This is a genomic window from Streptomyces sp. NPDC048650, assembly GCF_043199095.1.
Classification (GTDB): Bacteria; Actinomycetota; Actinomycetes; order Streptomycetales; family Streptomycetaceae; genus Streptomyces.
The window spans coordinates 359178-377192 of the sequence record NZ_JBICVM010000005.1; the positions used below are offsets into that span (position 1 = coordinate 359178).

Below are 18015 nucleotides of genomic sequence, written 5' to 3' on the forward strand. Positions count from 1 at the left end.
GACCTGACCGCCCAACAAGCCGTGAGGTCGGCCGGACATCCGACCGACCTCACGGTTGCCGCTTCCGCCACCTGATAGGCGGCCTCCGGCGGACGTCAGGAGTCGTACCAGGCGATTCCGTCGCCGCCGTCGTGGCCGATGGTCTGCGTCATGACGTTGCCGTCCTGCCAGTACTTGGGGTGCTGTTTCAGGAAGCCGCCGATGGACTGGAGCGAGGTGGCGTCGCACACCCCGTCGGTGCGGATGCAGAATCGCTGCACGGGGACGCCGTCGAACCTCGCCGGGCCGGCGCCGGGAGAAGTGAAGCCCAAGGCGCTCCACCCCTTCGGGGTCCGGGCCCAGATGCCGGTGCCGGGCTGCAGGGGATCGGCATACAGCATGCCGTTCACCTGCGAACGGGGTATGTCGGTACCGCCGTTGGCGATCGTCTGGAGCACCTGGTCGGCCACATGCGCGCCCTGGGAGTAGCCGACGATCGTGAAGCGGGCACCCGGATCGCGGTGGTAGGTGTCCTCGGCGGCGGCCAGCAGATTGCGGTACCCCTCGCGCACGCTGGCGTCGAAGCTCGGTGCGTTGACGTCCGGGACGTTGTGGCCGTTGAGCCAGGGTCCGGCGCTCGCCGGATAGCACACCGGCACCGGAATGCCACCGTTGAGGTGCTTGTTGGCGAACGTGTAGGTGGAGGTGCAGTCGGGCGCGGGCGACGCCGAGCCCGTGCCGCCGACCTCCAGGTAGTAGTGGTGGACGGGATCGGCGTGGGCAACGGCGGGTGCGACGGTGGTGGCGGCCACTATGGCTGCCGTCGCACCGGCAGCGCCGATCGTCCTTCTCCACCTGCCGGACAGGGTCATGTTCCGCTTCCCTCGAGTTGACGTAGTGAACGACTGCTGTGCTCGGCCTTGACGTTAGCCACGGGGGCTGGAATCGCGATGAAACGCATCAGGTGCCGGGCCCACCCGATGTCACGCAGGTGGCGGCCAACCGGTTCGCCGGCGGGCACCGGCGGATGTCCTGCGGATCGGCTCGTCGTCATGAGTGCACGCCGTCGGTTCGCAAGCGCTCGACGAGCGTGCAGAAGAGGAGGAGATTCGGGACTTCGGAGGCGGTGTGCGCCAGAGCGTGCCAATCGCCATCGATGTTGAGCCTGATGGGCCCCTGCTGGATCTCGATCTGCTGCACCTGCGGCCACCGCGCGGACACCTCTGCGGACCCGACCTCCTCCCTGGTCAACCAGACGTCACCGAAGGTGAGCCGTTCGCCCCGGTTGAGCGCGGCTGTTGCCAGGGGCAGTCGGGCATGGGTGACGGCCCGTTGGATCTCGGGCCCCCACTCCTCCGCACCGCTGTCCTCCGGGCCGCCGTACAGCACGACCCGCTTCCCTTCGACGTCGGTGAGCGTATAGGTGCGCGTGGTACCGCCCCGGGCCGAGCGCTGGGGGAGCCGGAGGCTCTTCTGGGACGCGGACGCGGACGCGGACGCGGATACGGATACGGACACGGATACGGACGTGGTGTCGTAGCGGACGACGTGGATCCGCCCTTCGACGGCGACAGTCAACCCCTGGTCGTACATGTCCAATCGCGCGTCCGCGCACGTCGTCGTGGCAGACCGGCCGTACCGGGCGAAGGCCAGCAGCCCCCGGATCACCCGGACCGGGCCGGCGGGCGCGGGGGACGTGCGCGCGGCTCCCGCGTAGGTGGCGCGCCGCTTGCCGATGGACGCGCGGCCGGCCGCCGCTGAGATCCTCGCCAGCAGCAGTTCCGCACCGCGCGTACGCGGCGTCGGTCGGGTCATGGCGTGGTGCGGATGAGGCCGGCGTCGTACCCGCGCAGGATCATCTGGTGCGTCCGCCGCAGCAGCTGGCCCGGTGACACCCCCAGGTCATCGGCGAGGCGGCGGCGGGTGCGGTCGAACACGGCCAACGCGTCGGCCTGCCGGCCGCTCCGGTACAACGCACGCATCAGCATCGCGGCGACCGGCTCGTTCAGGGGCTGCGCCCCGCTCAGGGCCCACAGCTCGGCAAGCGCCTCGGAGTGCCGGCCCAGCCGCAGCTGCCAGTCCACCTTCCGCTGTACGAGGGCGATCCTGCGCGCGGTGAGCCGTAGCCGCTCCAGTTCGGCCAACGGTCCGGGCAGGCCGGCCAGGGGCTCCCCGCGGAACAGGCTCACCGCCTGGGAACAGGCACGGACCGCCTCGGTGAGTTCGCCGGCCCGCTCGGCCGCCCCGGCAGCGGTGACCAGTTCCTCCATGCGCGCCACGTCCACCTCGACCGCGCCGGGGACCAGCCGATAGCCGCACCGATCGCGCTGGATCACCGAGTTCGGGCTGTCCCCTGTGCGCACGACCTTCCGTAGTCGGTGGATGTACACCGGCACCACGTTCGTGATCGGCGGCTCCGTCCCCCATACCCCGCCGAGCAGTTCGTGTTGGCTGACCGTCCGGTCCGGGCACAGCGCCAGCGCTGCCAGCACGGCTTGCTGGCGGAGATGGCCCAGGTCCAGGGGCTGTTCGTCACGCCATGCCTGCAGCGGTCCGAGAAGGGAGATCCGCAACCGCGGTGCGTGCCCTTGGCGGGTCCGGGGCCGCGGCACCGGGCCTGCCCCCTTGCGGGGGCCGTGGCCGGGGACGACGAGGCCGCAGTCGAAGGCGTGGACGATGGCGGCGGCCCGGTCGCGCAGCCCGAGTTTGGCAAGGATCCGGGCGAGGTGCCCGGCCACGGCGTCCTTGGGAAGGGCGAGGACGGAGGCCACTTCGGTGTCTCTCAGGCCGCAGCCGACCGCGTGGAGCACCTCGCGCTCCTGATGTGTGAGCGTGGTGACGGTCGGTCGGCCGGTGGGTGTGGTCGTCGGCATCGCGGGCTCCCTGGCTCCGGGTGATCGGTCTGGCGGATGACGACGACGTTGGTCCCGGCACCGTGCAACGGACAGGCCAGCAGACCGGCCGTATCCGGCCGGTGCCGCGCTAGAGTCCCTCACCTGGGGAAATCGACTTGCCGGGGGAGAGGGCGCGAGCTGTGACCAGTGAGTTCAGCGCGCTGTTGCGGCGGCTGCGGCGCGAAGCGGGGATGACACAGGAGGTCTTGGCGGAGCGTGCCGGAGTGGGCGTGCGCACCATCCGCGGGTTGGAGACCGGCGAGCGCGCCGACCCCAGGGTGACCACGGTGCGGCTGCTGGCCGATGCGCTCGGGCTGAGCCCCGAGGCACGCGAGGGGCTCCTGGCGGCTGCCGTCCTCCGCACCGGGGTCGAGAGCCGTACGGAGTACCCGACGGGGGAGGGGGGCCGGCCGGAGGACTCGGCAGGGGAGGAGGGCCGACCGGACGACTCGACCGACCACGCCGAACCGCTCGCAGGCGACCAGCCGCGGTCGGCGCTCCACGAAACCCTGGCCGACGTCGCCGAGCAGCTCGCGCAGACGGTGGCCGCACGCTGGCAGCGCGAGGAAGAGCAGCGGCAGGTCCACGACCCCTACCCGCTGCCGGTGCAGTGGCGGCCGGTGGCCGAGGAACTGACCGATCACTGGGCCAACATCCGCCGGCTGCCCCCCGGGGGTACGCACGGCCCGCTGGACCTGAGCGGGCAACTGGACGAGATCGTGGGCGTGTACCGTCGCATCCCGTCCGGGCGGCTGGTGGTGCTGGGCCGGTCAGGCTCCGGGAAGACGATTCTCGCCGTGCGGTTCGTCCTGGACCACGTGAGATCGAGGCGCCGCGCCGAAGCCGTGCCGGTGATCTTCAGCATCGGCTCGTGGGATCCGACCGCCCTCACGTTCCGGGACTGGCTGACGGCGCAACTGACGCGCGATCACCCCGGACTCGCCGGCCCGGGCCCCGGCGGATCGAGCCTGGCCGCCGCACTGGTCGAGACCGGCCGGGTGCTCCCCGTGCTGGACGGCTTCGACGAGATTGCCGACGGCCTGCGGCGTCCCGCGCTGGAGGCGCTGAACGCCACCACCCTCCCCCTGCTGCTGACGAGCCGTCCGTCCGAGTACGCCGCCGCGGTGGCGGAGACCGACGTGCTCACCTCCGCCGCCGCGGTGGATCTGACCGATCTGACCCTGAGCGACCTTGCCGACTACCTGCCGCGCACCACGCGCAAGGCCCGCGGCGGGGACAACTCGGCGACCGCCTGGGATCCCGTACTGAGCGAGCTGCGCGAGCGGCCGCTCAGCCGGGCCGGAGCCAACCTCGCCGCGGTGCTGACCACCCCGCTGATGGTCACGCTCGCCCGCACCGTCTACAGCGACACCCCCGACCACGACCCGGCCTCGCTGCTGGACACCCGGCGATTCGGCAGCCCCGAAGAGTTGGAGGACCACCTCCTCGACAACTTCACCGCCACCGTCTACCGTCCCCGGCCCCAGCACCTCCTGGGCAGCGGGTCGCGACGCGACGTCGACCCGGAACGCGCCCAGTACTGGCTCGGCTACCTGGCCCACCACCTGACCCGGCTCGACACCCCCAACCTGGAGTGGTGGCGGCTCGGTTGCGGGTTGAGCCGCGTCACGCGCACTCTGGTGAGCGCGCTGGTGATCGCTCTGGCCATCGGACTCGCCGACTGTGTCGTCGGCACCCTCTTCGACTCCCTCGAATTCCAGCTCGCGGACGGGCCGGTGGCGGGAATCCTCTCCGGGCTCCTGTTCGGGGTCGCCTACTGGTTCCTGGTCGCGGCCAAGGATGCGGCCGTGGAGCCGTCCGGCGTGCGCATGAAGTTGTTCGGCGGGGAGGGGAGGACGAGGCGCAGAGCCCTCCCCCGGCTGGTGATCGGATTGCTGTGCGGCCTCGTGTTCGGCGTCGGCTACGGCTTCGTACGCGGAGCGCTCAACGGCGTCCTCTCGCACGTCGACCTCCCGACGGTCCTGGCCGTCGGCCTCGACGACGGCATCATCTACGGCCTGGTGTTCGCGCTGGCAGCCGGCCCCACCTTCGGCCTCCTGACCCTCTTCGAAGCCCCTCTCGACATCCGGTCCGCCGTCAATCCGGTCAGCCTCCTGCGGACGAACTGCCGGACGGCCGCCGCCCAACTCCTGGTCTGGGCGCCCACCTTCGGGCTCCTGGTCGGCTGCGTATCCGTGGTGGTGACCCAGCCGGTGATTCTGGGACCGGTCGTCTGGAATGTCACGGCCGCGCTCAAGCTCGGCGTCATCAGCGGGCTCGGCGGCGCCCTCGGCTACGTGCTCGGTCTGACCGCCTGGGGCCAGTGGGCGGTTTTCTCCCGGATCTGGCTGCCGCTGACCGGTCGGCTGCCCTGGTCCGTCGTCACCTTCCTCGAAGACGCCTACCAGCGGGGCGTGCTCCGCCAAGCCGGCGCGGTCTACCAGTTCCGCCACGCCCGCCTGCAACACCATCTCGCCGGCGCCTACCGGTCCTCCCGCCGCCCACGACAGCCCAGCGGACACGTGTCGGACGCCTTCCGCAGCGGGTAGGAGTACTTGGGCAGTACCCGGCGCGGTGCCCGGATTTCGGAAGCCGAGTACCCCACACGCCGCCGGGCACGCTGCTCGCGGCTGACCAGCGTGCTCGGACGCGGCACCAGTACGGCCGTCGCCGAAGCCGCTGAGGAGCCCCCCCCGGCCCATCCCGACGTCTCAGATCCCGTACAGGATCGGGATTTCACCGGCATTTCATCGCCTCCCGCGATCGTGGCACGTCATCAAGGAGAACTGCGCCGGCCAGGCCGGTACCCGGCGATGCGTGGCCGGATGCGGAAGGAGAGTCATGCCGTTGACCATGGGGCGCACCCGGCCCCGGAGCCTGGCCGCGCTCGGGCTGATACTCGGTCTTCTGCTCGGCGCGGTACAGCCGCGTACGGGCGCGGGCCACGACCCGGCGCCAGGGTCGGCTACCGGAGTGCAGATGCAGCCGCTGGCCCACACCCAGAACCTCATGGCCGACGGGGGGAAGAAGAAGCGCAAGCGCAAGCCGACCCCGTCCGGCAGATCGATGACACAGATCGACGGCGACTGGTACCGCGACCCCATCGGGCACCGGTCGTTCGTCTTCCGGCAGGCGGTGTGGGGGCACCGTTCGCAGCTCGAGGGCGGCAAGGACGGCCGCCGCATCGACGGACAGCGCAACGTCGCGATCGGGTTCGTGGACATCACGGGACTCGAGGACGTGGACACCCGGGGCTTGGAGGTGGTGGACACCGCCACGCTGAAACACCGCGACCCTGCGCTCTACCAGCGGCTGCGCATGGACGAGCGGCCGGAGGTCAAGAAGTTCGTCGTCGTCCCGAGCGCCAACGACGCCTCCGCGGGCACGGACGGCGCCCACTCCGAACTGCGCATCCTGATCTGGGACTTGGCCTTCCTCAGCCAGGACCTGCGGAATCCGGTCGCATCGGAACGGCTCTTCGCCCTCTACACCGACCGTTCGCCCTGCAAGCCACAGTGTGCCGGCAGGATCCCGGCCACCACCGACGTCCTCTACGGCGTCGTGGACGGCAAAGGCTCGGTCGACGAGCTGAACAGCCTGATCGACGGCGCCAAGGCGAAGGCCGCAGCCGAGGAAGCCACCGTGGCCCGGGAAGTGGCGGCGCAGAAGAAGCTGATCGCGGAGCGCAAAGCGGCGGAGAAGCAGCGCCGGCAACAGACGCGGAAGGACAACCAGTTCTTCCGCAACGCCCGTGCCGCCAAGCCCTGCGACGGCCAGGCCCTCGGCGCCCGCTCCCCGTTGACGACCGTGGCGGCGCTGAGCGCGTCGCGCAGCGCCCTTCGGGCGGCCGGACCGTGCGGAGAAGACGACGCCGCGGAGGACGCCGCGGGCGGCACCGCGGGCGGCCTGGCCCAGGCACTGACCCAACCCGTCCCCCAGGCACCTGGCGGCATCGACTTCTCGTCGCTGCAACTGCGCTATCTCTCCGACCCCGGCGACGGCAGCGGTCTGCAGTACTCCTTCCAGGCGCCGCTCTCGACCACCGGCGGCAGTTCCCCGGCGACGGGCCTGAACGCCGCCAAGGGCACTTCCCAGGCCTTCTTCGTCTGGCTGGCGCTCAACCCCTCCTCGTTCTGGGTCAACCTCAATCCCAACGAGCCCGATCGCATCGTCGATCCGCAACTGGGCCGCACCGACGCCGGCCGAGTCATGTTGGAGGCCGACCTGCGGATGAAGAAGACCGTCGGCAAACTGATCCACCCCGACAGCGCGCTCGGCCGCCGCTTCTGGGCCGGCGTCAGCGGCAACTGCCTGTCCTTCCGCAACTGGATCCTGCCCGCGCCCGCCACGGTCCGCGAGGACGGCGACAAGCTCTACATCATCGACGCACCGCTCGATGTCCGTATGGAGACCCAGTACCTCGCCCAGCGCGGCAAGTCGGCCGCCAGGTCGTGTCCGCAGCAGGACAAGGCCACCGAGGACCGCAACGAGCAGCTGTACCGCAGCCTGGTCCTCCCGGAACTCAAGCACGCGATCAACACCGCACCCGAGTACGCCGCAGTCCGCCGCGTCTACCTGGCACGGGTCGCCGCCGAGTGGTACCGCAACCTCAGCCGCACCCGGCACACCACCTACGGCGACCTCATCGACAAGGGAGACATCCAGAACTGGCGGACCACCAGCACGTGGAAGCCCACCGACACCTTCCAGAAGTACGTCGACTCGTACAAGAAGGGCGAGTTCCACGTCACGCACAAGACCACCAGCGGAAACAACGTCTACCTCCGCACCTACGTCTACGGCGGCGTCGACCTCACCCGGGTCCCGTTCGACAAGCTCTCCGACGACCGCTTCCGCAAGAAGGACGCCGGCCTGTCCAAGAACGTCGACAGCTCGCTGACCACCCCGGCAGCGGGCGGAGGGGACAACGCCATCCTGCTCGGTGCGCCCACGCCGCTCCAGGCATCCGGCGGCGGCACGTCCCAGGACACGTTGTCCGCGAGCGGACTCGCACTGCGGCTGCTGCCCCTGCTGATCCTCCCGGCGGGTGCCGTGCTGTGGTGGCGCCGACGCCGCCTCAACTCCGTCACCGCCACAAGTCCCCTACGTCGGGCGGCAGTCACCTCCTCGTCGACCCGGCACGACCCGCGGAGCCCGCGATGACCGACCCCACACCGGGGGCGTCCCGCCACCGCCCCTACGTACGGCTGATGACCGCCATCGGCGGGGTCGGGGTGATCGCCTCCGCCGTCGCCGCGATCGTCGGCTTCACCACCGACCCGGTCTTCCCGCTGCCCGAGAAGATGCCGAAGATGCCCTCCATCCCGGGCATGCCCACCGGCCCGGGCGGCCTCCCCAGCGGCTACCCCACCTCCGTCCCGACGGACTTCCCCACCGACCTGCCCACGAGCCTGCCGACCAACTTCCCGACGGATTTCCCGAGCGGCTTTCCGACCGGCATCCCCTCCGGCTTTCCGACCGGCATCCCCACCGACTTCCCGACCGGCATCCCCTCCGGCTTCCCGACCGGACTCCCCACCGGCATGCCTGACGTCCCGCGGCCCGGAGGTACCCCATGACGACCGCACACGAACCGGTCGCACTGTCCCCGGAGCCGCCGCCCGGCCCCCGGACCCCGCGCCCGGGACTGCCGGCCGCCATCGCGGTGGCGGCCGGGCTGTCCGTGGCCTTCGCGCTCGCACACGTCCTGTACTGGGCGCAGCCCGAAGTCACCTCGCCCCTGCCCTGGATGCGGATCTTCCTGCTGCCGGAGCCGGGGGAATTCCGGCTGACCCGGATTCTCCTCTACGCCGGCTGGGCCCTCGCCGCCCTGTTCGGTCTGATCCTCCTGCTTCGGCGCCGGGCCGTCAGCGCGGAACCGGCCGCCCGCGCCCCGAGCACCCGCGTCTGCCAGTTCGGCGTACTGGGCGCCCTGTTGCTGCCCTACGTCGTCATCCCGCTGGACATCCTCGGCAGTGCCCCGCTCGTCCTGCTGCTCTGCCTGCCCACCACCGCTGTGGCACTGCTGTGCGTACACCGCGCGCAGCTGTTCCGCCGGATGCCGGGATGGCTGCTGCTCGCCGGATTCGGCTGGGGGACCCTGATCGGCGGCGGCTTCGGCAACGCCATGATCATCTTCTTTCAGCGGTACGCACCGGGCTATCTGCTCGACTGGGAACGCCCCCGCGACGCCGTCCGATCGATCTACACCCTGGTCGACCTCAACGCCGCCCTCTTCTCCGAACTCGGCAAGGCGGCCGGGGTCGCCGTCCTCTTCTTCCTCTTCCGACGGCACTTCGACGGGGTCGTCTCCGGGGTCGCCCTCGGCGCCGCGGTGGGCCTCGGCTTCAACCTCACCGAGACCGTGCGCTACATGGACACCATCGAACCCGGCCAGGCGCCCGCACAGTTCTGGATCCGGCAGGTGGTCGGGCTGATGGCGGTACACGTGGCCTTCACCGCGCTCGCCGGAGCCGGCTTCGGGGCCGCCCGCCGACTGGTCGGTCGACGGGACCGGCTGCTGGTCGTCGCCGGCGGCCTCCTGGCCGCGATCGGCGGGCACTTCCTGACCGACGCCGTCGCCCCCCAGCTCGGAAAGGTGACGCAGAACCTCTTCTCCCACAACGAGACACTCGGCCTGCTCCTGGGCATACCACTCATCACGGCCCTCACCACGGGCGTGTTCGTCGTCCTGTACGTGTGGATCCTGCAGCGCGGCCTGAACGCCCAGGCCGCCGGCCTCGCCGACGCACTCCACAGCGAAGCGCAGGCCGACACCGGCGCGGTCACCGGACCCGAGGCCGGCCTGCTGCTCGATCCGCGTCGACGCCTCCTCCTGGAACTGCGCGTCTGGCGCCGCGACGGCACCGCCGGCCTTCGCCACCTCCTGCGCCTGCACCAGGCCCAACTCGACCTGGCCACCCAGCGCTGGCACCGCACCTCGCTCGGCGCCGATACCGCTGTTCCCGACGAGCCGGCACTCCGCGACCGGGTTCGGCGGCTGAAGGACCTCCCCTCGACCCCCGTCCAGCCCGCCACCGCCGCTCCAGCACCGGAGGTCCTGCCATGATCCGCTCGCGCGCCGTGCGGCTGACCACCCTGGCCGCCGCCACCGCCCTTCTCGTCCTGGCAACGCCCGCCACGGCGTCGGCACAGTGCTCGGGTCCCAACTACCGGGGCACCCGCACGTTCCCAGGCGGCGACTGCCCGGAACCGACCGCGATCGCCGCCTCGGGCACCGTCTGGGCCCTCCTCCTGCTGGCCGCCGGCCTCTGGCTCACGCTCGCCCGCCGCCGATCCCGTTCCGCAACCACCACCGATCTTGCGCTGGTCGACGCGACGTTCACACAGGCGGCGACCACCACCGCCACGACCGTCGCCGACCCGGCAGCCGCCCACCCCGTCGCCCCCACCCGGCCACCACCGGCGACCCCACCCACCACACCCCTGCGCCCCGACCATCCGCCGCAGCCGAAATCCTGAGGGAATCACTCTGCGTGGCTTGGCCTGGACCGGCCTGGCCAGGCCGGTCCGGTCCAGCCCGTTGGCGCGCAACGCGGTCTCCGCCCGCACCCGAGCATGTACGCGGTCCGTCCCGCACACCCGCGCGCAAGACACTGAACCTGGGCGTTGGCACGGGCAATTGGGCGAGTGGTGGTGATCAGCGGATTCGTGACGGTGTCACGAGTTGGACCAGGAGCGGCTGGACACCACCAGCACATAGCCATCCGGGTCTTGAACGGTGACGCCCCAGGTGTCCCAGTACGGATTGTGCGCCGGCACCCGCTTCCCACCGTGCTGTTCGAGTCTCTCTGTCAAGGAGTCCGGCACCGGTTCGCCGAGGTAGATCACCAAGAGGTCATCGGGAGTCGGCTGCGGATCCGTTGGCGCAAGGGGATCGTGGGTGAGCTCAAGGTGCCAGGCGCCATGCGGCCAGCCGACCATCAAGAGTGAATGCTGCCCAGGAGTGCCGTCCGCCGCATGCTGGTACAGGATGTCGAGGCCGAGACCGGAAACCCAGAACCTCTCCGCCGCTTGCAGATCACGTGACGGACGGGCGATGCGCACATGCGCACTGGCGTTGGCCGGCATTCTGTCGCCTCCTGCTGGAGCTGGCTGGTCGTTCGAGGAGAACCGTCATGCCGGAGAGTAGTTCGCAACAGGCCCTGAAGCGTGTGGCAAAAGGGCTGCGAGACGGGCATTTCCCTTGTCTGCACGGGGTGTTGCTTGTCTGCACGGGGTGTTGAGGGCGTTCCCGATGGCGCCTATCGGTGTTCCGGGTTTTCGAAGTCGTGCCGACAACCGGCGTCCCAGGCGGTGCGCTGGTTGCCATAGGCGGGGATGCCGCCGGCGTCCTTCAGCATTTTCGCCAGATGCAGCAGGTTCCAGGTCATGAAGGTGGTGTTGCGGTTCGTGAAGTCGTTCTCGGGGCCGCCCGAACCTGGGTCGAGGTAGGAGGGGCCGGGGCCCGCCTCGCCGATCCACCCGGCGTCGGCCTGCGGCGGAATGGTGTAGCCCAGGTGCTGAAGGCTGTAGAGGACGTTCATGGCGCAGTGCTTGACGCCGTCCTCGTTGCCGGTGATCAGGCAGCCGCCGACCCGCCCGTAATAGGCGTACTGGCCCGACTCGTTGAGAAGGCTGGAGCAGGCATAGAGACGTTCGATCACCCGCTTGGTCACGGAGCTGTTGTCGCCCAGCCAGATCGGGCCGGCCAGAACGAGGATGTCGGCCGCCATCACCTGCTCGAACAGCTGCGGCCAGGCGTCGCTCCGCCAGCCGTGTTCGGTCATGTCCGGCCAGACGCCGGTGGCGATGTCATGGTCGACGGCGCGCACGACATCGACGTGCACACCCTGCGCTTCCATGATGCCCGCACTGCGGTCGATGAGCCCCTGGGTGTTGCTCCGCTCCGGCGACCGCTTGAGGGTGCAGTTGAACACCAGGGCACGCAGGCCGCCGTAGTGGGCGGGGGGCGGATCGGCGGCGTGCGACTGCGCGGTCACGGAAGGCTCCCGGGAATCCTGCCGCCGTGCCGTTCACGGCGGATCAGCGCAGACCATCGTGCGCGTCCGGCGGCCACGCGAACCGCACCGGCACGTCCGGCCGGCGACGACCACCCCGACAGCCGAACAGGCTCGGTGTACCGCCGGTCCTGGGCCGTGCCGGCCGGTTGCCGCCTCTTCCCACCCACCTGTCGGTCATCGGCGGCCGTGCAGGCGGCCACCACCACGCATCACCACGGTCCCCTGGGTTCGGCCCGTCGGACCGTTCTAGGACGCGAGGATCGTGCTGGCCAGGATCACGTGGGCGGTCGTGCCGCCGAGGATGCTCAGCAGCGCGTTGCGGCGCCACAGGTGCAGGCCGACGGTGAGGGCGAGGGCGGCCAGCGGGGCCAGGGTGCGCGCGTGCGTGAGGGGGAGGTCGCGCAGACAGTAGGCGAGGAGGATCAGCATGACGCCGGCGGGCATCCGGGTGCTGAGGTACTGGACGGTGCTGCTGGCGCGCAGGGGCGTGAGCGCGGCGAAGGGGAGGGCTCGTAGGCCCCAGGTGACGGCGGCGGCGACGAGGACGGCGGCGATGGCGTAGCGCGTGTCAGGCATGGGTCGGGTTCCTGCCGGTGGTGAGGTGGCGGGCCAGGAGGGCGGCGGTGAACAGGGTGAAGCCGGCCAGGAGCATCTGGCCCGGGAGGAGGAGCCGGGCGGCCAGGGCGCTGAGCAGGGCGAGCGCGGGGGTGGGCAGGTCGCCGCGCAGGTCTCGGACGGCGTCGAGGGCGAGGACGGCGAACATGGCGGTGAGGGCGAATTCGAGGCCGGTGACGCCGTCCGGGATGAGGGAGCCGAGCAGGGCTCCGGCTATCGCGCTGCTTGCCCAGCACAGATGCAGGAAGAACTGCAGCCACAGGATGCGCCGGCTCGACCAGGTGCGGGCCTGCTTCCCGGTGGTCAGCGCGTACGCCTCGTCGCACAGGGCGAAGGTGGCGTACGTCTTGCCGAGGCGGCCGGTCACGCGGTGCAGGGGGAAGGACAGCGCGTAGAAGACGTGCCGGACGTTCACCATGAACGCGGACAGCGCGATGGCCGCCGGCGGGGCCGCGGCGGTGACCATGCCGATGAGCAGGAACTCGAACGATCCACCGAAGGCGAGCGCTGCGGACAGTCCGGCCCACCACCAGTCCAGGCCCGACTGGGTCGCGAGCGCCCCGAAGGCGAGTCCGAGCGGGACGAATCCCAGGACAGCGCCTGCGGAGTCCTTGAACGCCGCACGCGCCTCGGAAGGGCTCGCGGAGGGCGGGACGGGGGCAGGCCGAGGACGGCTCCCAGCAACGGCGGGGCTTGTTTCCATGGAGAAATCTTAGGAAGAATCCCGGCTCATATGGTTGCCACTTATCGCTCTACGATGGCACTATGAGCAATGAAGCGATCCTGGATGAGGTCGATCGTGAAATTTTGTTTCATCTCCGTCAGGACGGGCGGCTGACCAACGTCGAGCTGGCCAAGCGGGTCGGCCTGACCCCGCCGCCCTGCCTGCGCCGGGTCAAGCGGCTGGAAGAGGCCGGCGTCATCGCCGGGTACCGGGCCGTGATCAATCCCGAGTCCACGGGCCGCGGGCTGGAGGTACTCGTCGACGTCGAGATCTATGCCCAGGACCGCAAGAGCTTCGAGGAGTTCGAGGAGACCGTGGCCTCCTATGACGAGGTCGTCGAATTCCGCCGCATGTACGGGCGCCCCGACTACTTCATCCGCGTCGCCGTGGCCGACCACGCCGCCTACGAAGCCTTCCTCACCGGCAAGCTCAGCTGCTTGCCCGCCGTCCTCCGCCTCGAATCCCACCTGACCATGAAGGAGATCAAGACCAACCAGTAGGCGCGGCACGCGACAACCGCCGACGGCTGTCGTCCGGTGCCGGCAGAGGTGTCCTCGGCAGCCACCCGGTGCACCGGCACGTACGCCGAGAAGCCGGGCACGGCGGGGGGACCGGCCCTGTTGGTTCGTCATGCCATGGGAATCCGCCGCATCACGCGCCGTCAAGAGATGCGACATCAGTGGGCGCCCGGCCAGAGGCCGAGTCCGAGTGGCCTTCCGCCTCCTCGGGGGGTGTGGGCACGTGCAGCTACCAGCGGGACCGAACGCGCCTGCCAGGCGGGACGGGGCCAGGCGGGTGACGATGGAACCGGACCCACCTGACCGTGCACTTCCTGGAGGAGGCAGACGGATGACATACCCCTCCGATTCCTCAGGTACCGGCCCTCCGCACGGCACCGAACCACGAGATCCCTCCCCGGCCGGGCGGCTGGGCACCCTGGCGAACATGGGCTGGCAGTTCCTGCTCACCATGGGCCTGGCTGCGATCGCCCTGGGTGTCGTCGTCCTGGTCTGGCCCAGCCAGACCTTGCGGGTCGTCGGCGTGCTCTTCGGTATCTACCTGCTGGTCACCGGTGTCTTTCAACTGGCGGGTGCCTTCGGCACGCACGTCCCTCGGCATCTGCGGGTGTTGCATTTCGTCGCGGGCGCGCTCTTCATCCTGCTGGGCCTGGTCTGCTTCCGGGGCACCCTGGAATCGATCCTGCTGCTGGCCCTGTGGATCGGCTTCGGCTGGCTGCTGCGCGGCATCATGGTGACTGCCACGGCGGTCTCCGCCGAGGACATCCCGGCGCGCGGCTGGCAGCTCTTCTCGGGGATCGTCACCGCTCTGGCAGGCATCGTGCTGATCGTGTCGCCGTTCAGCTCGATCGCCGCGCTGACCTTGGTGGTGGGCATCATGGCCATCGTCGTGGGCGCTGTCGAGGTCTTCCACGCCATCAAGATGCGCGTCGAAGTCGGTCGCCTCACCCACGGCACCGCCACCAAGCGGCGGCCCATGTTCCACTCCCGCCCCCATCCCCAGCACTGATGACGGGGCGCGCGGCCACTCAGACAGCGCGTGGTTCAAGGGGCCGGCGGTCAGCCGACCCGTCGTACTCGAGGTGGGAGCCGACCCACGACGTCGGCTCCCACCTCACCTCTTCTGGGCGTAGCGGACCACCCAGCGTGGGGAACCACCCCCGGTGCCCGTCGGGTTGGAGACGCGGCCGGTTGGAGTCCCGCGCGAGGCACAGCTTCGTTGCCACGTGCCGTAGCGCGGCGCAGTCGTAGCGCGGTGCAGTCGTAGTCGTCGTCGTAGTGCCACTTCTGGTACGCGCCGAGGTTGTTGCAGGAGACGACGCACAGGCCGTCCGTCGGCCCGGAGGTCCAAGTACGCCCCTTTCCCGGCCGATTCCGTGTGCGCCGACGTGTGCAGCTGTTCAAGGGAGGCGGGACGGGGGCGGGCCCAGCTCTGCGTCGATGGCTCCGCGTAGCAGGAAGACGGCTCGCTCCTGGGTGAGGGAGCCGCTGAGCCAGCGTTCGCTGAGGCCCTCGATGAGGGAGGTGAGGCGCTCGGCGGCGGCCCGGGGGTCTATGTCCCGGCTGGCTTCCTGTGCCTGCTGTGCGGCTTGGATGGCCTCGTCGACCTCGTCGACCCATACCTGTGTCGAATCGGCCAGGGTCTGTTGCAGGCCGGGCTCGAAGACAGCGGCAGCGCGGAGCTCCCCCCATGCCGTGGAGTCCTCGCGGGCGGCCGGGGTGTCCTGGAGCTCCATCAGCAGCTGGTGCTCGATCATGCCGCGGGGGCTCTGGTCGGATGCGCCGCTGGGGTCGGTGGAGTCTCCGGTGCGCTCGTTGATGAACTCCAGCGTCCGGTGCACGAGTCCGGCGCGGTCCTTGAAGTGGTAGTACAGCAGCGATGTGGAGACGCCGGCCTCGGCTGCCACTTCCTCGACCCGCAGTCCGCGGACGCCGTTACGGGCGATGGTCCGTACGGCTGCTTCCAGAATCGTCCGCTGGCGGTCTGACACCCCGGGCCTCTCTCTCTGACGGTCGGCAGGCTCATTCTCACTCACCGAGCGACTGATCCTTGCGACGCCCAACATCTTGACTGAAATTTCAGTCAGGAGCATTCTGTGCGGGCACGTATCGGTTTTCGGCCACTGCGGTGGCCTGCGAGAGGAGTGCGCGATGACTGCACAGGCGCTGCGCGATGTGCGCATGCCAGGGGAGTGGGCCGAGCACGAGGGCTGTCTGATGGCCTGGCCCTACCGCAGCGAGCTGTGGGGCCGGCAGCTGGCGGCCGCGCAGCGGGAGTACGCGGCGGTGGCCAGGGCCGTCGCGGAGTTCGAGCCGGTCCTGATCGTGGCCGCGCCGGGGACCGCCGATGCGGTGCAGCAGCTCTTCGCGCAGGGGGAGACGGCGCAGGAGATCGAGGTCGTCGAGCTTCCGCTGGACGACTCGTGGACCCGGGACAGCGGGCCGATCTTCGTCTTCGACTCCGCGGGACGCCGGCTCGGCGTCGACTTCCGGTTCAACGCCTGGGGCGGCAAGCACTGGCCCTACGACGCGGACGACAAGCTGGCGGCGCGCGTTCTGGACCGACTCGGTGTCGAGCGGCTGCACTCGGGCATGGTGCTGGAGGGCGGTGCGATCACCGTCGACGGCGAGGGCACGCTCATCACCACCGAGCAGTGCCTGCTGCATCCCAATCGCAACCCTCAGTGGGACCGTGCGGGTATCGAGGCCGAGCTCGCCCGCACGCTCGGCGTCGAGAAGGTGATCTGGCTGCCCTACGGAGGGCTTGAGGACACCGAGACCGACGGGCACGTCGACGGGGTGGCCGCCTATATCGCGCCCGGCCGTGTGGTGGTCAGCCTGCCGGATGATCCGGAGCATCCCGACCACGCGCGGATGCGGGCCAACCTGGCCGTCCTGGAAGCGACCCGTGATGCCAAGGGCCGGTCGCTGGACATCGTGGTGCTGCCACAGACGGGCTACAGCGACGCCGACGGCGAGCGCGTCGAGGTCGGATACCTCAACTTCTATCTGGCCAACGGCGGTTGTGTCGTTCCCGTCGCCGGCGAGGCCCAGGACGAGGAGGCCGTGCGCGTGCTGGCCAAGGCCATGCCCGAGCGCAAGGTGGTTCCTGTGGTGGCGCCCACTCTCGCGTTCGGCGGCGGTGGCGTGCACTGCATCACGCAGCAGATCCCGCGGGAGACACGATGACCCACGCCACCCACGCCACCCACGCCACCCAAGGCACTTACGGCGGCTACGACCTGCTGACCTCGTTCGGCTCGCCCCTCGGCTCACCCATGCGCACACGGGAGCCGGAGCGCGGAATGCTGCGCGTCGGCCTGGTGCAGATGGCGTGGCACAGCGATGCGGCGGCACACGACCGGGCGCTGAGCGCCGGTGTGCGGACCGCGGCCGCGCAGGGTGCCCAACTCGTGGCGCTGCCCGAGCTGACGCGCTCGCCCTACTTCTGCAACGTCGACGACCCCATGGGCCAGGGGGCCGCCCGCTGGCAGGAGGAGGTGGAGTCGGGGCCCACCGTGCAGCTCATGTCCCAGTTGTCGACCGAGCTCGGCGTCCACGTCTCAGGGTCCCTGTACGAGCGGGCGGCCGACGGCGGTCTGGGCTACAACACCGCCGTGTGCACCGACCCCAGCGGACGGCTCGTCGCACGCACCCGCAAGAACCACATCCCCGCCTTCCCCGGCTACCGTGAGGACCTCTGCTTCCGACCCGGTGACAGTGACTTCCCGGTCACTCGGATCGAAGGCGCCCGGTTCGGGTTCCCGACCTGCTGGGACGAATGGTTTCCCGAACTGGCCCGCACCTACGCGCTGCGCGGTGCGGACGTGCTGTTGCACCCCACGGCCATCGGGTCCGAGATCGACCTCCCCGACTTCGACACCCGCCCGATGTGGGAGCAGGCGATCAGCGGCAACGGCCTGGCCAACGCCCTGTTCATGGTCGTGCCCAACCGCACGGGCCAGGAGGGAGTCTCGGCCTTCTACGGCTCGTCGTTCATCTCCGACCCCTACGGACGTGTGATGCTCCGCGCGCCACGGACCCGGCGCGCTGTCCTGGTCGCCGACCTGGATCTCGATCAACGGCGCGACTGGCTGGACTTCGGACTGATCGCCACGCGCCGCCCCGAGCTCTACGGCGAGCTCACCCGTCCGGCCACGGCGTGACCTGACCTCACGCGCCAGGGGGCTCCTGCTGTGCGAGAGGAGCAGGAGTCCCCGGCTCGCTTCCCGGCCCCTGCGGTGCACCAGTGCAGGCCCGCC

Annotated in this window: 17 protein-coding genes; 9 read left to right on the top strand and 8 right to left on the bottom strand. The window is 70.3% G+C overall.

The genetic code is table 11. From position 1 onward, the window contains the following. Nucleotides 1-95: 95 nt before the first annotated feature. The 3 genes from ACGFML_RS16810 to ACGFML_RS16820 all read right to left on the bottom strand — a co-directional run bounded on the left by ACGFML_RS16810 (nucleotide 96) and on the right by ACGFML_RS16820 (nucleotide 2852). Nucleotides 96-851 (bottom strand): PE-PPE domain-containing protein, encoded by a 756-nt coding sequence (locus ACGFML_RS16810; protein ID WP_393544338.1) that lies wholly within the window; start codon nucleotides 849-851, stop codon nucleotides 96-98. Between the two features lie 178 nt (nucleotides 852-1029). Continuing rightward, nucleotides 1030-1794, bottom strand: a complete 765-nt coding sequence (locus ACGFML_RS16815; RefSeq protein WP_393544340.1) for a DUF6585 family protein — start codon at nucleotides 1792-1794, stop codon at nucleotides 1030-1032. Next, complete coding sequence (locus ACGFML_RS16820; RefSeq protein ID WP_393544342.1) at nucleotides 1791-2852, bottom strand: BTAD domain-containing putative transcriptional regulator; 1062 nt, start codon at nucleotides 2850-2852, stop codon at nucleotides 1791-1793. Before ACGFML_RS16820 ends, ACGFML_RS16815 begins: the two co-directional genes overlap by 4 nt. Nucleotides 2853-3013: 161 nt before the next feature. On the opposite strand from ACGFML_RS16820, the gene ACGFML_RS16825 reads away from it, so the two are divergent. The 5 genes from ACGFML_RS16825 (at nucleotide 3014) to ACGFML_RS16845 (ending at nucleotide 10355) form a co-directional block, all read left to right on the top strand. Beyond that, entirely contained in the window at nucleotides 3014-5422 is a 2409-nt protein-coding gene (locus ACGFML_RS16825; protein ID WP_393544344.1) for a helix-turn-helix domain-containing protein, read from the top strand. Between the two features lie 292 nt (nucleotides 5423-5714). Next, nucleotides 5715-8036, top strand: coding sequence for a hypothetical protein (locus ACGFML_RS16830; RefSeq protein ID WP_393544346.1), 2322 nt, complete (start codon nucleotides 5715-5717; stop codon nucleotides 8034-8036). Further along, nucleotides 8033-8452, top strand: a complete 420-nt coding sequence (locus ACGFML_RS16835) for a hypothetical protein (protein ID WP_393544348.1) — start codon at nucleotides 8033-8035, stop codon at nucleotides 8450-8452. The genes ACGFML_RS16830 and ACGFML_RS16835 overlap by 4 nt, the downstream gene beginning before the upstream one ends. Beyond that, nucleotides 8449-9942 (top strand): PrsW family glutamic-type intramembrane protease, encoded by a 1494-nt coding sequence (locus ACGFML_RS16840; RefSeq protein ID WP_393544350.1) that lies wholly within the window; start codon nucleotides 8449-8451, stop codon nucleotides 9940-9942. Before ACGFML_RS16835 ends, ACGFML_RS16840 begins: the two co-directional genes overlap by 4 nt. Continuing rightward, nucleotides 9939-10355, top strand: a complete 417-nt coding sequence (locus tag ACGFML_RS16845) for a hypothetical protein (protein WP_393544352.1) — start codon at nucleotides 9939-9941, stop codon at nucleotides 10353-10355. Before ACGFML_RS16840 ends, ACGFML_RS16845 begins: the two co-directional genes overlap by 4 nt. A gap of 198 nt (nucleotides 10356-10553) precedes the next feature. Here the strand turns inward: ACGFML_RS16845 and ACGFML_RS16850 are convergent, their stop codons facing one another. The 4 genes from ACGFML_RS16850 to ACGFML_RS16865 all read right to left on the bottom strand — a co-directional run bounded on the left by ACGFML_RS16850 (nucleotide 10554) and on the right by ACGFML_RS16865 (nucleotide 13214). Further along, nucleotides 10554-10964, bottom strand: coding sequence for a VOC family protein (locus ACGFML_RS16850; protein WP_393544354.1), 411 nt, complete (start codon nucleotides 10962-10964; stop codon nucleotides 10554-10556). 173 nt (nucleotides 10965-11137) lie between these two features. Beyond that, nucleotides 11138-11875, bottom strand: coding sequence for a flavodoxin family protein (locus ACGFML_RS16855; RefSeq protein WP_393544355.1), 738 nt, complete (start codon nucleotides 11873-11875; stop codon nucleotides 11138-11140). Between the two features lie 267 nt (nucleotides 11876-12142). Beyond that, nucleotides 12143-12472 (bottom strand): branched-chain amino acid transporter permease, encoded by a 330-nt coding sequence (locus ACGFML_RS16860; RefSeq protein WP_393544357.1) that lies wholly within the window; start codon nucleotides 12470-12472, stop codon nucleotides 12143-12145. After that, nucleotides 12465-13214 carry an AzlC family ABC transporter permease gene (locus tag ACGFML_RS16865; protein ID WP_393544359.1) on the bottom strand — a complete coding sequence of 250 codons (750 nt, stop codon included), beginning with the start codon at nucleotides 13212-13214 and terminating at the stop codon, nucleotides 12465-12467. The genes ACGFML_RS16860 and ACGFML_RS16865 overlap by 8 nt, the downstream gene beginning before the upstream one ends. Nucleotides 13215-13276: 62 nt before the next feature. Between ACGFML_RS16865 and ACGFML_RS16870 the strand changes: the two genes are divergently transcribed. Both ACGFML_RS16870 and ACGFML_RS16875 read left to right on the top strand, forming a co-directional pair. Further along, nucleotides 13277-13735 carry an Lrp/AsnC family transcriptional regulator gene (locus tag ACGFML_RS16870; protein ID WP_393544361.1) on the top strand — a complete coding sequence of 153 codons (459 nt, stop codon included), beginning with the start codon at nucleotides 13277-13279 and terminating at the stop codon, nucleotides 13733-13735. A gap of 349 nt (nucleotides 13736-14084) precedes the next feature. Continuing rightward, on the top strand, nucleotides 14085-14762 hold the full coding sequence (locus tag ACGFML_RS16875) for an HdeD family acid-resistance protein (RefSeq protein WP_393544363.1): 678 nt from the start codon (nucleotides 14085-14087) through the stop codon (nucleotides 14760-14762). Between the two features lie 391 nt (nucleotides 14763-15153). Here the strand turns inward: ACGFML_RS16875 and ACGFML_RS16880 are convergent, their stop codons facing one another. Next, nucleotides 15154-15744 carry a TetR/AcrR family transcriptional regulator gene (locus ACGFML_RS16880; RefSeq protein WP_393544365.1) on the bottom strand — a complete coding sequence of 197 codons (591 nt, stop codon included), beginning with the start codon at nucleotides 15742-15744 and terminating at the stop codon, nucleotides 15154-15156. A 160-nt stretch (nucleotides 15745-15904) separates the two neighbouring features. Here ACGFML_RS16880 and ACGFML_RS16885 point away from each other — a divergent pair, with 160 nt between their 5' ends. Together ACGFML_RS16885 and ACGFML_RS16890 are read left to right on the top strand one after the other, a co-directional pair. Further along, nucleotides 15905-16942, top strand: coding sequence for an agmatine/peptidylarginine deiminase (locus ACGFML_RS16885; protein WP_393544367.1), 1038 nt, complete (start codon nucleotides 15905-15907; stop codon nucleotides 16940-16942). Beyond that, the gene (locus tag ACGFML_RS16890; protein ID WP_393544369.1) at nucleotides 16939-17919 is read left to right on the top strand and encodes a nitrilase-related carbon-nitrogen hydrolase; all 981 of its coding nucleotides are present in this window, start codon (nucleotides 16939-16941) and stop codon (nucleotides 17917-17919) included. The genes ACGFML_RS16885 and ACGFML_RS16890 overlap by 4 nt, the downstream gene beginning before the upstream one ends. The last annotated feature ends 96 nt before the right edge of the window (nucleotides 17920-18015 follow it).